Source organism: Massilia sp. LXY-5 (genome assembly GCF_059801075.1).
On the sequence record NZ_JBNNEH010000006.1, the window covers coordinates 80,270 to 93,929 of the forward strand.

Below are 13,660 nucleotides of genomic sequence, written 5' to 3' on the forward strand. Positions count from 1 at the left end.
GAAAACGTGATCAACCAAGCTGCTGCTCCAGCTTCTGCTTGGTCGCCACCAGCTCTTGCGGCAAGTGGTAAGACAGTTTCTCGAACAGCTCGGTGTGCAGTTTCAGCTCTTCGCGCCAGGCATCCTTGTCGATCGAGGTGATCTGGGTGAACTGTTGCTGGCTGAAATCGGTGCCGTCCCAGTTCAGGTCGCCATAGTTCGGCGAGGTGCCGAACAGGTGCTGGGCGCCGGCACCGGCCTGGCCTTCGCTGCGCTCGAGGATCCACTTCAGCACGCGCATGTTCTCGCCGTAGCCCGGCCACACGAAATTGCCCGACTCGTCGGTACGGAACCAGTTGACGCAGAAGATCTTCGGCAGCGCGGCGGCGTTCTTCGCTTCCACTTTTTTACCCAGATCCAGCCAGTGCTGGAAGTAGTCGCTCATGTTGTAGCCAATAAACGGCAGCATCGCGAACGGATCGCGGCGCACGACGCCCATCTGGCCGGCGGCGGCGGCGGTCGTTTCCGAACCCATGGTCGCGGCCATGTAGACGCCTTCGACCCAGTTGTTGGCTTCGGTCACCAGCGGCACGGTCGTCGAGCGGCGGCCACCAAAGATAAACGCCGAGATCGGCACGCCGGCCGGATCGTCCCAGGCCGGATCGATGACCGGGTTCTGGGTGGCGGCGACGGTGAAGCGCGCGTTCGGGTGGGCGGCCTTGGTGCCGGAGGCCGGGGTCCAGTCTTTACCTTGCCAGTCGATCAGGTGCGCAGGGGCCTCTTTCGTCATGCCTTCCCACCAGACGTCGCCGTCGTCGGTCAGCGCGACGTTGGTGAAGATGACGTTTTCGCGCAGCGAGGCCATGCAGTTCGAGTTGGTCTTGTCGTTGGTGCCCGGGGCCACGCCGAAATATCCCGCTTCCGGGTTGATGGCGTACAGCTGGCCGTCCGCGCCCGGCTTGATCCAGGCGATGTCGTCGCCGATGGTGGTGACTTTCCAGCCGTTGAACGAGGTCGGCGGGATCAGCATGGCGAAGTTGGTCTTGCCGCAGGCCGAAGGGAAAGCGGCGGCCACGTATTTCTTCTTGCCTTCAGGCGATTCGACGCCCAGGATCAGCATGTGTTCGGCCAGCCAGCCGGTGCCGCCTTGTTGCGCTTCCTGGTAGCCCATGTTCGAGGCAATGCGCAGCGCGAAGCATTTTTTACCCAGCAGCGCGTTGCCGCCGTAACCGGAACCGAAGGACCAGATCTCGCGGGTGTCCGGATAGTGGACGATGTATTTGGTGCTGTTGCACGGCCACGGCACATCCTTCTGGCCATTCGCCAGCGGCATGCCGACGGTATGCACGCATGGGACGAATTCGCCGTCCGCGCCCAGCACGTCGTACACGGCCTTGCCCATGCGCGTCATGATGCGCATGTTGACGGCGACATAAGGCGAATCGGACAGCTCGACGCCGATGTGGGCGATCGGCGAGCCCAGCGGGCCCATCGAGAACGGCACCACGTACATCGTGCGGCCGGCCATGCAGCCGTCGAACAGGCCGTTCAGGGTCGTGCGCATCTCGGCCGGGTCGGTCCAGTTGTTGGTCGGGCCCGCTTCTTCCTTCGTTTTCGAGCAGATGAAGGTGCGGTCTTCGACGCGCGCCACGTCCGACGGATCGGAATGGGCCAGGTAGGAATTCGGGCGCAGTGCAGGGTTCAGGCGCTTCATCGTGCCTGCTTCGACCATCTGTGCGCACAGGCGGTCGTACTCTTCTTCGGAGCCGTCGCACCAGTAGATGGCGTCAGGCTTCGTCAGGGCGGCGATGTCTGCCACCCAATTGATGAGCTTCTGTTGTTTGACGTGGGATGGAACGTTCAGGGCGGCGACGCCGCTCATCACGGGCTGGTTCATGGTACCTCCAACAATTAAGAATTCTGTGTGGTCCCGGCACGGCAGGATCGTCGTCTACGCACGGGACTGCACGGTGGAATCCCTGGCTCTTGTGGAGCGGCGCTACGGCGGTCGTGTCGGCGGCCTCGGCGAACGAAGCCCGTGGAACAGGTGAAGCGTGGTCTGATATACACTTTGGTGGTGTCAAACCCTTAATATTCGGCCGATTGTACACCCCTCAAACGGCGATTCAAGCGCTCCAGATCGAAAAATGTAGGAAATATAGTTGACTAATATAGTAGGCTACTTCGATTCTGCGGGAACCCGTTATTCTTTTACGCGCCCATCCATAACTTCGCTCAACTCCGATGAAAATTGCCATTCTCGACGATTACCAGAATGCCACCCCCAGCCTCGACTGTTACAAAATATTGGATGGTCATGAGGTCAAGGTGTTCAACAATTCCGCGCGTGGCCTGGGCCAGCTCGCGATCCGGCTGGCGCCCTACGAGGCGCTGGTACTGATCCGTGAGCGGACGAGCCTGCCCGCTGCCCTGCTCAACAAGTTGCCAAACTTAAAACTCATTTCGCAGACGGGCAAGCTGGCCGGCCACGTCGATGTGGCAGCGGCGACGGCACGCGGGATCGCCATCGCCGAGGGTGTCGGCTCCCCCGTGGCGCCGGCCGAGCTGACCTGGGCGCTGATCATGGCGGCCAGCCGCAAGATCGTGCCGTATGCGACAAATTTGAAAGACGGGATCTGGCAGACGGCGTCGACCCATCCGGAGCTCAACGGCCTGGGGCGGGTGCTGCGTGGGCGGACGCTGGCGATCTGGAGTTACGGCAAGATCGGCAAGCTGGTGGCAGGATATGGCAAGGCCTTCGGGATGCGCATCCTGGTGTGGGGCAGCGACACCAGCCGCCAGGCGGCGGTGGCCGACGGGTTCGAGGCGGCCGCCACGCGCGAGGCGTTTTTCGAGCAGGCCGACGTATTGAGTTTGCACCTGCGCCTGGCCGAGGCCACGCGCGGCATCGTCAAGGCGACAGATCTGGCGCGCATGAAACCGGACGCTTTATTGGTCAACACGAGCCGGGCCGAACTGGTCGAAGCGGGCGCACTGGAGGCGGCGCTGCAGGCGGGCCGGCCGGGCATGGCGGCGCTGGACGTGTTCACGGAGGAGCCCTTGCCGCCGGATGCAGCGCTGCTGCGCATGCCGACGGTACTGGCGACGCCGCACCTGGGCTATGTCGAGCGGGACAGTTACGAGCTGTATTTCAGGGCGGCGTTCGAGAATGTCGTGCATTTCGCGGCGGGCAAGCCGACGAATATCCTGAATCCGGATGCGTTAAACGTCGGGACGTAGTCAGCGCAGTTCGGGCTCGCCCGTCAGGTTGATGCGGCGCGCCGGCATCACGTGGGAACGCGTCCAGAGGCCGGCCCAGCCAGGCGGCCAGCCGATTTCCGGACCGGTATAAGCCGGCAAGCCGGCGCGCACCGCGACCACCGGCACCGGCGGCGCGTCGATCAGCCCGCCACCCGGTGGCCGCTCGACGTTCAGGCTGTACATGTAACCCGGCAGCAGCGCCTCGCAGGTAGCGGCGAACCAGGCCGTGTGGTCTTCGTCGCGCCCCAAGGCCTGGGCCAGGCCCTGGGGATCGAATTTCGCCAGGGCGTGGATCAGCTCCTCGGTCGTGGCGCCGGGCGTGTCGCCCCACCCCATCACCGGATTATTGTTGTACTCGGCGCCCGATCCGTACCAGCCTTCTCGCCAGGAGCGCTGCATCCAGTTGCGCTGTCCCGTAAACAGATGCCAGCGCCAGTGCAGGCCGGACGGCTTCGGCCACGAGTACAAATACAGTTTCTGGTAGCCGGCACTGTGCAGCTCGCGCACGACCGCCATCAGGCGCGCGTGCGGCATGCGGTCCGGCGGCGCACGCCTGAAAAGGATGGGTTCGCCATCGGCGTGCTGGACTTCGTCGCTCGAGAGATTCAGGTCGAGCGTGCGCGCTTCGTTACCGAAGCGGGCGGAAATCCAGCCGGTCAGCAGGTTGACGTGGGTGATCACGCCATACCCGCGATGACGGTGGAAAATAACGGTTCCTGGAGCAACGGCTTTCATACGATGGTGTGGGGCTTGCCCTTAAAAAAGATCAGTCTACTCATCCGATCCAGCCGATTCTAGCGCAGTCACATCTGGATACACACCATTTTGGCGCTATGATGACCCACCTTTTTTTACTGCGTTTATAAACCGATATGACTTTGCGACTCATCGCCACCGGCGGCACCTTCGACAAACATTACAATGAGCTGAACGGTGTGCTCGGCTTTTCCGAAAGCCACATGCCGGAGGTAATCAAACGTGCGCGCCTGACCATTCCGGTCGCGCTCGAAGTGCTGCCGCTGCTCGATTCGCTCGACATGCAGGATGCCGACCGCCAGCGCGTGCTCGCCGCCTGCCAGGCTGCCGGCGAAAAGGCGATCGTCATCGTGCATGGCACCGATACGATGCCGCAAACGGCCGCCGTGCTCGGCGCTGCGAACCTCGGCAAGACGATCGTGCTCACCGGCGCCATGATCCCCTACGAGATCGCCAACTCCGACGCCCTTTTCAATCTCGGCTTTGCCTGCGGTGTGGCGCAGACGCTGGCGCCCGGCGTGTATGTCGCCATGAACGGGCAAGTGTTCGCCTGGAACAACGTGACCAAGAACCGCGCCGCCGGCGTGTTCGAACCGCTGTAACAGCAGCAATACTCAAAAGCATCAAATAAAAATTCCACAGGGCAGCAGAGCGCTGCCCTGTCGGTAAAGTTTTTATACTTTTCTCTCCCTGAAACCGAGAGGAGAGTTTCCATGTCAGACCGTCCCATCCTGACTACGCGCCAGGGCCACCCCGTGCGCGATAACCAGTCGCTGCGCTCCGTCGGCGAGCGCGGTCCGGCCACGCTCGAGAACTACCAGTTCATCGAGAAGATCACCCATTTTGATCGCGAGCGCATTCCCGAGCGCGTGGTCCATGCGCGCGGCACCGGTGCCCACGGCTTCTTCGAAGCCTATGGCACCATCGGCGGCGAACCGGCCAGCAAATACACACGTGCGCGGGTACTGAACGAGACCGGGGTGCAAACGCCCGTGTTCGTCCGTTTCTCGACCGTTATCGGCGGCAAGGACTCACCGGAAACCGCACGCGACCCGCGTGGCTTTGCCGTCAAACTGAAAACCGTCGAGGGCAACTGGGACCTGGTCGGCAACAATTTAAAGGTGTTCTTCATTCGCGATGCCATTAAATTCCCGGACATGATCCACGCTTTTAAACCCGATCCGGTCACCAACCAGCAGGAGCCGTGGCGCTTCTATGATTTCGTCGCCAATTCTCCCGAAGCGCTGCACATGGTGACCTGGGTGAAGAGTCCTTGGGGCATCCCGGCGAATTACCGCGAGATGGAAGGCTCGGGCGTGAACACCTATAAACTGGTCAACGACCAGGGCGTGGCTCACCTCGTAAAATTCCACTGGCAGCCGCGGCAAGGCGTGCGCAACCTGACCGCCGCCCAGGCGGCCGAGATCCAGGCGCACGACACCAGCCACGCCACGCGCGACCTGTATAACGCAATCGAGCGCGGCGATTATCCGGAATGGGAATTCTGCGTGCAGATCATGGCCGACGGCGAGCATCCCGAACTCGACTTCGACCCGCTGGACGACACCAAACGCTGGCCGGAAGACCAGTTTCCGCTGCTGCCGGTGGGCCGCATGGTGCTTGACCGCAATCCAGACAACGTGTTCGCGGAAACCGAGCAATCGGCCTTCGGCACCGGCGTGCTGGTCGACGGCGTCGATTTTTCGGACGACAAGATGCTGCAGGGCCGCACCCTCTCTTATTCCGACACCCAGCGCTACCGCGTCGGCCCGAATTACCTGCAACTGCCGATCAATGCGCCGCAGGAACGTGCCCGCCCCCGCACCAACCAGCGCGACGGCCAGATGACGTATGTGGTCGACGACAGCGGAGAAAATAAACACATCAACTACGAGCCGAGCCTGCTGGGCGGCACGCAGGAGGCGCCGCAGCCGCAGCGCGATTATCACCAGTATGTCGAAGGCCACCTCGGCCGCTACCAGACAACGAATACGCGCAGCGACTACAAGCAGGCGGGCGACCGCTACCGCAGTTTCGCCGACTGGGAGCGCGAGGAACTCGTCAACAATGTCGGCGGCGACCTGAAACAATGCCCTGAAGTCGTACAGCTGCGCATGGTATGGCACCTGTGGCATTGCGACGAGGATTACGGGCGCCGCGTGGCGCAGATCGCCGGCATCGACCTCGAGAAGGCGAAGGCGCTGCCGCCGCTGCCAGGCAAGCCGATGCCGCACGAGAACCGCCAGGGCGCGACCTACACCGACGGCAGGAGCGAGGAGCCGGCAACCAGTGAGGAGGTGGCCAGCGCGAAATAAGCGCTTGATGCGCCGTATGAAAGCAAAACGGACCCGCGAGGGTCCGTTTTACGCATGGGGGCGGCAGAGCCGCCCCAACAACAACAGCCTTAGGCCTTGGCTTCGCCGCCCAAGGCTTCCACCACGTCGGCCAGCATCTTCGCCAGCTCGCCGGTCATCAGCATCATGTCGTTATCGAAACGCTCGTCGTCGCTGTTGGTGACGGCGCCGCCTTCGTTGATGACGTCCAGCGGTTTGATGCCCTTGATCGCCAGCGATTCGGTCAGCACGAAGCTGACGCGGCTGTTCCAGGTCATGGCCAGGCGCGTGCACTGTTTACCTGCGGCGATGTGGCGGCGGATGTCGTCCGGATCGAGCGAGTGTTTCACGTAACGGACAGCCGCGCGGCTCTCTCCGGTGGCACGCAGTTCCGTGTCCTGGTCGATCGTGAAGTTATATGGCGCCTCGTCGGCTTCCAGCCAGCCGGTCATCACGGCCACCGGCGAACGCTGCACGCGCAGCGACTCGAGCGGCATGCGGTCGACGCCTTTCAGCAGCAGCTTGACCACGTCATCGGCCTTGGCCGGGCTGGCGGCATCGACAACCAGCCAGCCGTTGACCGGGTCGATCCAGGTCCAGGTATTGCTGCGGATCGTGAATGCGCGCGGCAGCAGTTCGTCGGCCACGCGTTCCTTCAGTTCTTTCATCGCCTTCTTGCCTGGCGGGAAGCCCTGCTGCTCTTCCAGCTCGGCCGCTTTCGCCTTGGCGACCTGGTTGATCACCGAGCTCGGCAGCAGCTTCTTTTCGGTGCCGAGCATCATCAGCATCTGCTTGTTGACGACGTGAACCAGGCCGCCGTTCGGACGCGGCGCATCCCAGCCCTGGCGCAGCAGTTCATTGCTGTTCGCCGGCGTGAAGGCCAGTGGCGCGAGCGCCTCCTCCATCTGTTCAGGCGTGAAGGCCCATGGTGCGGGCAGGCGGTAAATCTGAAGATTCTTGAACCACATAGTTGCTTTCTGTTGTCTCAGTATTTCAGGGGAACGACATTCTACACGCTGATGTCGCCACATTTTCACGTGGCAACAACAACGTTTTAATGTGTTGCGTGTTCGTCAAACAGGCTCAGCTGCTCGACATGTTCGCTGTCGCCCAGGCGCACGCCCACGCCCAGCAGGCGTACGGGGCGGCTGGCACGCAGCCAGCCGGTCTCCATCAGGCGCGCGAAGGTGGGCAGGTGCGGTGCATAGGCGACGCACTCGACGGTGGTCTGCTGGAAATCGGAAAATTTGATTTTAATGAACAGCTTATTGATGAATTTTTCGGCACCGGCACGTTTTATCCGGCCCAGCAGGTGTTCATATAACTCGGGCAGCAGCGCCAGGCAGGCCGGCAGGTCGGGGACGTCGTTGGTATACGTTTCCTCGGTGCTGACCGATTTGCGTTCGCGCTCCGGGCTGACTTCGCGGTTGTCGATGCCCCGGCACAGGTCATGCAGGCGCGCACCAAAACTGCCGAAGTGGTGTTGCAGCTCCTGCATTGTCCAGCCGCGCAAATCAAGGCAGGTCTGCGCACCCAGTTTATTCAGCTTGGCGGCCGTCACTTTACCGACACCGTGCAGTTTTTTCACCGGCAGCGCCGAGACGAAGGCATCCACTTCTTCCGGCCGCACCAGGAACAGGCCGTCCGGCTTGTTCCAGTCGCTGGCGATTTTCGCGACGAATTTGTTCGGCGCCACGCCGGCCGAGGCGGTGATGCCGACGGTCTCGAAAATCCGTTTGCGGATTTCCTGCGCGATCAGGGTGGCGCTGCCCTTGCAGTGCGGGGAATTCGAGACGTCCAGGTAGGCTTCGTCGAGCGAGAGCGGTTCGACCAGGTCCGTGTAGTCGCTGTAGATCTCCATGATCTGGCGCGAGGCGATCCGGTATTTCTCCATCGCCGGCGGAATGACCAATAATTCCGGGCACAGTTTCATGGCCTGGGCGGTCGCCATCGCCGAATGGATGCCGAAGCGGCGCGCCTCGTAATTGCAGGTCGCGACGACGCCGCGCTGGTCGGGCCGGCCACCCACGGCGAGCGGACGCCCGCGCAGGGACGGATCGTCGCGCATCTCGACCGAGGCATAAAAACAGTCGCAATCGCAATGGATGATTTTACGTGCGGGGACGTTCACTCTGGCGGCGGCCGGGGCCGACTACTGTAATTCCGTACAGTATCTCGTCAATTGGATTTTGTTGCAAGGGGCGCAGGGAGGGCGCTTCAGGCAAAAAAAGACGCGCGGCAAGCCGCGCGTCTTTGGGCTTTGTTACGCAAGCAGGGAAATTACCAGGTCGCCTTCAGCGTGTACTTGCCGTTGGTCGAACCGGTGCCGCCGCTGTAGTACTTCACGCGCACATAGACTGGCGCGGTGGTGCTGCCGTTATTCACCACCGAAGCGGTATCGGTCGCGCCGGCGCCGTTTTCGCTGGCGGTCAGCTGCGTACCTGCACTGTTGTAGCTGTACACGTCGTAGTCGGCGGTCGACAGGCCCGGGGTCATCGTGGCGGTCAGCGTCTTACCGGGCGGCAGCTGGACGACGAAGTAGTCGCTGTCGGTCGAGGCGCTCATGGTGCCGTTGACGGTGGTGCCGCTGGTCGAGATCGCGTTCGCGGTCGAGATCGTGTTGTTCGACTCGGTTTCCGAGATCGTCGGCGCGGTCGCGCCGCTGGCGGCGGCGACGGCGGCTGCCGCGTCGACGATACCGGTGCCGCACTGCGAGCAGGTGCCCGGGAAAGCGCGTGCGGTGCTCTTGAGCTTGGCTTCAATGTCGTCCGGCGTCAGCGCAGGGTTCTTCGACAGCATCAGTGCAGCCACGCCGGCAACGTGCGGGGTCGCCATCGAGGTGCCCTGGTAGCCGACGTAGTTGTCGGAACCCGGGGTGGTGGTGCCGCTGTTGAGCGTCGACAGGATGCTGTTGGCACCGTCGCCGCCTGGTGCCGCCACGTCGACCACGGTACCGTAGTTCGAATACGATGCCTTCGCGCCCGTTTTGCCGGTTGCCGCCACGGCGATGACGCCGGTGCAGTTGGCCGGATTCGAGTTGCTGGCGTTCTGGTTTTCGTTGCCGGCCGCGACGACGACGACGGTGCCGCGCGAACGGGCACTGTTGATCGCGTTCTGGGTCGTGGTATCGCAAGCGCCGCCGCCGCCGAGCGACATGTTGATGACCTTGGCCACGTTGGCGTTGGCCGGCACGCCGGTCACGGTACCACCCGAGGCCCAGATGATCGCGTCGGCGATGTCCGAGGTGTAGCCGCCGCACTTGCCGAGCACGCGCACGGGCACGATCTTGGCGTTGTAGGCGACGCCGGCGATGCCCAGGCTGTTATTGGTCTTGGCGGCGATGGTGCCGGACACGTGGGTGCCGTGCCAGCTCGAGTTCTGTGCGGTATTGCCGGCGTAGCACTCGTTGGCGGCGATCCAGTCGCCCGGGTCGGACGGGTCGGCGTCGCGGCCGTTGCCGTCGTTGGCCACCGCGGTGTCGGAAATGAAGTCGTAGCCGCCGACGAACTGGCCGGAAAGGTCGGCGTGTGGACGGTAGCCGGTGTCGATCACGGCAACGTTCACGCCGGTACCGGTCGAGAGGTCCCAGGCGCCGGGCAGGCGCAGGCCGCCGGTCGCGTCGGTGTAATCCCACTGCTGCGCGTAATACGGGTCGTTGGCCGTGGCCATCTTGGTCATGATGCGGTCGGGCTCAGCGTATTCGATCGAGCTGTCGCGTGCCATCAGTTCCTTCGCCAGCGCCGACGCTTCCTGCAGCGACACCTTGCGGTCGATCTTCAGCACCTGGGCGCCGGTGGCGATATGGTGCAGGGCCTGGAGGCGCATGCCGAACTGCTGGCCGGCGCGGTCGGCAATCGCCTGGCGTGCCGCCGTCATGGCCGTCGGCACGGTGGCCTTGGCGCTGCCGACGTTGGCATCCTTGTATTTGACGATCAGGCGGTCGGTGTGGAGGATATATTGCGTGGTGCCCGCGGCCTGGGCTTCAGGCGCGCTGCCTGCGGCGATGGCGGAGCCGAAGCCCAGCGAGGCGGTGGCGATGGAGACAGCTACAGCGACTTTCAACAAACTCGGGTAAATCGATTGCGTCGACTTCATGTTGAGCCCTTCGATGTGTAGTTTTCCGTCAAGGCGTGATTGCCTTGGTTTATGTTCACCGGCTGGTCGCCGATGTGCCCTCGAGTGGCGGCTCGGAAAATGTACTGCGGAGTAATCATGCGTGTGGGGAATTTCGAATCGTGTGCAGCGCTTTCGCAACACTTTCGCATGTTGATTTAACAAAAACATCGTTTATTTGAAGGTTTTGTATGTACGCCAAATAACATACGGCAGGCTTTCATTATCATCGTCGCAACAATCATTACTTGGTATATAAGGCAAGACATCTGCTTATGAAACAGGCATAAAAAAGGCCGCGCAGAGCGCGGCCATTTACGGACACCACAGGTTTTTTAACCGTCAGCTGCGTTTTGTCAGCTTCTTGTAATTAAAAGTTACCCTTGAATTGAACGCCCCAGGTACGCGGCTCATTGGTGAAGCCCGTCAGGTTGTTGAAGTCGATGGCGCCCGTGATGCGGCGCTGGTCGAGGATGTTACGGCCGAACACGGCCGCTTCATACTTGCCATTTGCCCAGGTGTAACCCAGGCGCAGGCCGCCTTCGGTCAGCGGCTTGCCGGTGAACTCGGCCGCTTCGTACAGGAAGAAATTGATCTTGCTGCGATACGACCAGTCGGTAAACACGAACACCTCGCCGTCGGCGACCGGCGCGCTCCAGCGCGCGGTGGCGTTGACGATCCAGCGCGGCGCCTGCGGCAGCATGTTGCCGTTGATGACGACGCGGTTGGCGGCGTTGATCGGATCCAGGATGGTGCAGGAACCGCAGCGGTTCACCGACAGGCTGGCGTCGCGGATTTGCGTGTAGTTGTAGCTGGTGCTGCCGGTCACGCGCAGCGACGGGCTGATCGCCGCCTCGACGTCGAGCTCGACACCGCGGCCCTTGGTTTTATCCGCGTTGATCAGGCGGTTGACGTTCGAGTTGCCGCCCACGACGGTCAGCTGCTGGTCCTTGACCGTGTAGTCGTAGACCGAGAAGGCGACCCGGCCGCGGCGGTCGAACAGGTCGGCCTTCACGCCGGCTTCGACCGAGGTGATGGTCTCGGCATCGGCCACCGTGATCGGCACCGAGGCCGAGGCCGCCGCGATACTCGGCGCGCGGAAGCCGGTGGCGACGCGGCCATACACGTTTACGGACGGGGTCAGCTTGTAGGTACCGGACAGGTCCCAGCTGACCTTCGCCTTGCTGGTGTTCACGCCGGTGTCGCCGATCTGCACCACGTTTTCGTTGACGACCGTATTGAAATCCTTCTTGTCCTTCGTGTAGCGCAGGCCGCCACGGACATCGAACACGCTCGAGACTTTATAAGTGGCCGAACCGAACACGGCCCAGGCCGTATTGTCCTGGCGGCTGAACAGGCGCGAGGTGCGCGCGCCGGTCGTGCTGCTGAAATTGTCGCTGCCGCCGGTAGCCGATTCGTCGAACCAGTACACGCCTGCCTGCCAGTTCAGGGGGCCGGCGTATTCGGATTCGAGGCGCACTTCCTGGCTGTACTGCTTCAGGTCCTCGATCTTGCTGGCGGTCTCGACCTGGAAAGGGATGAAGCCGGGACCGGCCGGGGTGCCGCCGTCGATGTCGCCGCGGCTGTTATAGTCGCCAATGGTCTCGTAGCCGGTGACCGAATACAGTTTATAGTCGCCCAGATCCCAGGACAGGCGGGCGTTGGCGCCGCGGGTGGTCAGATTCTGGAAGTTCTGCGCGTTCGTGACGATGCGGTCGAGATCGAGGCCGTCGGCGATGTCGTTCGTGCCCTTGCGGATCAGGTTGGCACGGAACAGGCGCGCGCTGCCGCTCGTGGTGCGCTGGTGCAGGTTGAACAGGGCGCTGAAGGCGCCGGCCGGCTTGTACAGGAATTGCACGCGTTCGGCGTGTTCGTTGTAGCCGTCGAGGTCGCCGCGCTTCTGGGTCTGGGCGAGGTCGGCGAAGTTTTCCACGTAATCGTCGCGGTGCTGGCGCAGGGCCGAGAAGCGCATCGCCCATTCTTTCGAGAGCGGCACGTTGACGGCGCCGTCGACGTTGATCGTGTTGTGGGTTGCAATGGAGGCGTTGTAATAGCCTTCGAGCTTGTTCAGGCTCGGCTTCTCGGATTCGAATTTCACCACGCCGGCCGGGGTGTTGCGGCCGAACAGGGTGCCCTGCGGCCCGCGCAGCACTTCGACGCTCTGCAGGTCGAAGATCGGGAAGCCTTTCAGGATCGGGTTTTCCTGCACCACGTCGTCATAGATCAGGGAGACCGGCTGCGAGGCGAAGGTGTTGAAATCGGTATTGCCGTAGCCGCGGATGTAGAAGCGCGGGAAGGTACGGCCGTTCGACGATTCCACGTTCAGGCTCGGGAGCTTGCCGGCCAGCAGGCGGATGTCCTCGCCGCCCGACACCAGCACGTCGAGCTTTTCGCCGCGCAGGGCCGAGACCGACACCGGCACGTCGCGGATGTTTTCGGTGCGCCGCTGGGCGGTGACGGTCACGGTCTGCAGGGCGCCGGTGCTGGCGGCCGGGGCTGCTTCCTGGGCCAGGGCCGAACCGGCCGGGAAGGCGGCGCCCAGCGCCAGCAGAGCGTGCGCGTGCACGACGCGGCGGTGCATCTTGGACATCTTGATCATGTTGTTCCTTGAAGTGAGAAAAAAACGCGATGCCGCTACTTCCTCCATGCGCCGCCAGGCGGCCGGCGGTTTACCCGCCACGGCACCTGCATCTTTGTCGATGTCTCAAGATTGCCGCTGAATCAAGCCGCTATTGTTTCCGATGGCGGGCTGGCAAGGCAAGCGCGGGAGGCCTTGCACGACCCGATTAACAACACTTCCTTCAACCACCCGTACTGCCGCCGAAAACGGGGTTTTCCACTTTTTTAGAAAAACCCTTGCATATCCGCGAAGCCATACGCTATGATTCGGGCCTCTTCAGACGCGATGACAAACGTCAGACGAACAGAATACGGTGAGCGGGGCGCTTAGCTCAGTTGGTAGAGCGGATCCCTTACAAGGATTAGGTCGGGAGTTCGAGCCTCTCAGCGCCCACCAGCATTCAGTTCGAAACGAGGAACCGATCAGTAAAAACGGAGCGGTAGTTCAGTTGGTTAGAATACCGGCCTGTCACGCCGGGGGTCGCGGGTTCGAGCCCCGTCCGCTCCGCCAGCATCAAGGAAAAAAGGTCCGACTTGTCGGGCCTTTTTTCTTTTCCGCTTCCGTTTCCGTTTCTCTTTCGTACGCGTTCGCGAACGAA

9 protein-coding genes and 2 tRNA genes are annotated in these 13,660 nt (G+C 62.4%); 5 read left to right on the forward strand and 6 right to left on the reverse strand.

Going from position 1 to position 13,660, the window contains the following annotated elements:
* Positions 1-10: 10 nt before the first annotated feature.
* Positions 11-1,876, reverse strand: a complete 1,866-nt coding sequence (locus ACI48I_RS18820; protein ID WP_498575084.1) for a phosphoenolpyruvate carboxykinase (GTP) — start codon at positions 1,874-1,876, stop codon at positions 11-13.
* A 347-nt stretch (positions 1,877-2,223) separates the two neighbouring features.
* Between ACI48I_RS18820 and ACI48I_RS18825 the strand changes: the two genes are divergently transcribed.
* The gene (locus tag ACI48I_RS18825; RefSeq protein ID WP_498575085.1) at positions 2,224-3,219 is read left to right on the forward strand and encodes a D-2-hydroxyacid dehydrogenase family protein; all 996 of its coding nucleotides are present in this window, start codon (positions 2,224-2,226) and stop codon (positions 3,217-3,219) included.
* On the opposite strand, the gene ACI48I_RS18830 is transcribed toward ACI48I_RS18825, so the two are convergent.
* The gene (locus ACI48I_RS18830) at positions 3,220-3,975 is read right to left on the reverse strand and encodes an L-asparaginase (protein ID WP_193687641.1); all 756 of its coding nucleotides are present in this window, start codon (positions 3,973-3,975) and stop codon (positions 3,220-3,222) included. It lies immediately after the preceding gene.
* Positions 3,976-4,112: 137 nt separating this feature from the next.
* Between ACI48I_RS18830 and ACI48I_RS18835 the strand changes: the two genes are divergently transcribed.
* Positions 4,113-4,598, forward strand: coding sequence for an asparaginase domain-containing protein (locus ACI48I_RS18835; protein WP_193687642.1), 486 nt, complete (start codon positions 4,113-4,115; stop codon positions 4,596-4,598).
* 111 nt (positions 4,599-4,709) lie between these two features.
* Entirely contained in the window at positions 4,710-6,311 is a 1,602-nt protein-coding gene (locus tag ACI48I_RS18840; protein WP_498575086.1) for a catalase, read from the forward strand.
* A gap of 89 nt (positions 6,312-6,400) precedes the next feature.
* On the opposite strand, the gene ACI48I_RS18845 is transcribed toward ACI48I_RS18840, so the two are convergent.
* From ACI48I_RS18845 to ACI48I_RS18860, 4 genes are all read right to left on the reverse strand, one after another.
* Entirely contained in the window at positions 6,401-7,297 is an 897-nt protein-coding gene (locus ACI48I_RS18845; protein ID WP_193687644.1) for a recombination-associated protein RdgC, read from the reverse strand.
* Positions 7,298-7,383: 86 nt separating this feature from the next.
* Entirely contained in the window at positions 7,384-8,460 is a 1,077-nt protein-coding gene (gene dinB / locus ACI48I_RS18850; protein WP_193687645.1) for a DNA polymerase IV, read from the reverse strand.
* Positions 8,461-8,609: 149 nt separating this feature from the next.
* On the reverse strand, positions 8,610-10,424 hold the full coding sequence (locus ACI48I_RS18855; protein ID WP_498575087.1) for a S8 family peptidase: 1,815 nt from the start codon (positions 10,422-10,424) through the stop codon (positions 8,610-8,612).
* A gap of 388 nt (positions 10,425-10,812) precedes the next feature.
* Positions 10,813-13,041: a TonB-dependent receptor gene (locus ACI48I_RS18860; RefSeq protein WP_193687647.1), complete on the reverse strand. Its 2,229-nt coding sequence runs from the start codon at positions 13,039-13,041 to the stop codon at positions 10,813-10,815.
* A 341-nt stretch (positions 13,042-13,382) separates the two neighbouring features.
* Between ACI48I_RS18860 and ACI48I_RS18865 the strand changes: the two genes are divergently transcribed.
* Both ACI48I_RS18865 and ACI48I_RS18870 read left to right on the forward strand, forming a co-directional pair.
* Positions 13,383-13,458 (forward strand) — tRNA-Val (locus ACI48I_RS18865).
* Positions 13,459-13,495: 37 nt separating this feature from the next.
* Positions 13,496-13,572, forward strand: a tRNA-Asp gene (locus tag ACI48I_RS18870).
* Positions 13,573-13,660: the final 88 nt, after the last annotated feature.

What these genes read in the sequence shown, in the direction of transcription:
- ACI48I_RS18820 (WP_498575084.1), bottom strand. Translation starts at nt 1,876, where the DNA reads ATGAACCAGCCCGTGATGAGCGGCGTCGCCGCCCTGAACGTTCCATCC.
- ACI48I_RS18825 (WP_498575085.1), top strand. Translation starts at nt 2,224, where the DNA reads ATGAAAATTGCCATTCTCGACGATTACCAGAATGCCACCCCCAGCCTC.
- ACI48I_RS18830 (WP_193687641.1), bottom strand. Translation starts at nt 3,975, where the DNA reads ATGAAAGCCGTTGCTCCAGGAACCGTTATTTTCCACCGTCATCGCGGG.
- ACI48I_RS18835 (WP_193687642.1), top strand. Translation starts at nt 4,113, where the DNA reads ATGACTTTGCGACTCATCGCCACCGGCGGCACCTTCGACAAACATTAC.
- ACI48I_RS18840 (WP_498575086.1), top strand. Translation starts at nt 4,710, where the DNA reads ATGTCAGACCGTCCCATCCTGACTACGCGCCAGGGCCACCCCGTGCGC.
- ACI48I_RS18845 (WP_193687644.1), bottom strand. Translation starts at nt 7,297, where the DNA reads ATGTGGTTCAAGAATCTTCAGATTTACCGCCTGCCCGCACCATGGGCC.
- ACI48I_RS18855 (WP_498575087.1), bottom strand. Translation starts at nt 10,424, where the DNA reads ATGAAGTCGACGCAATCGATTTACCCGAGTTTGTTGAAAGTCGCTGTA.
- ACI48I_RS18860 (WP_193687647.1), bottom strand. Translation starts at nt 13,041, where the DNA reads ATGATCAAGATGTCCAAGATGCACCGCCGCGTCGTGCACGCGCACGCT.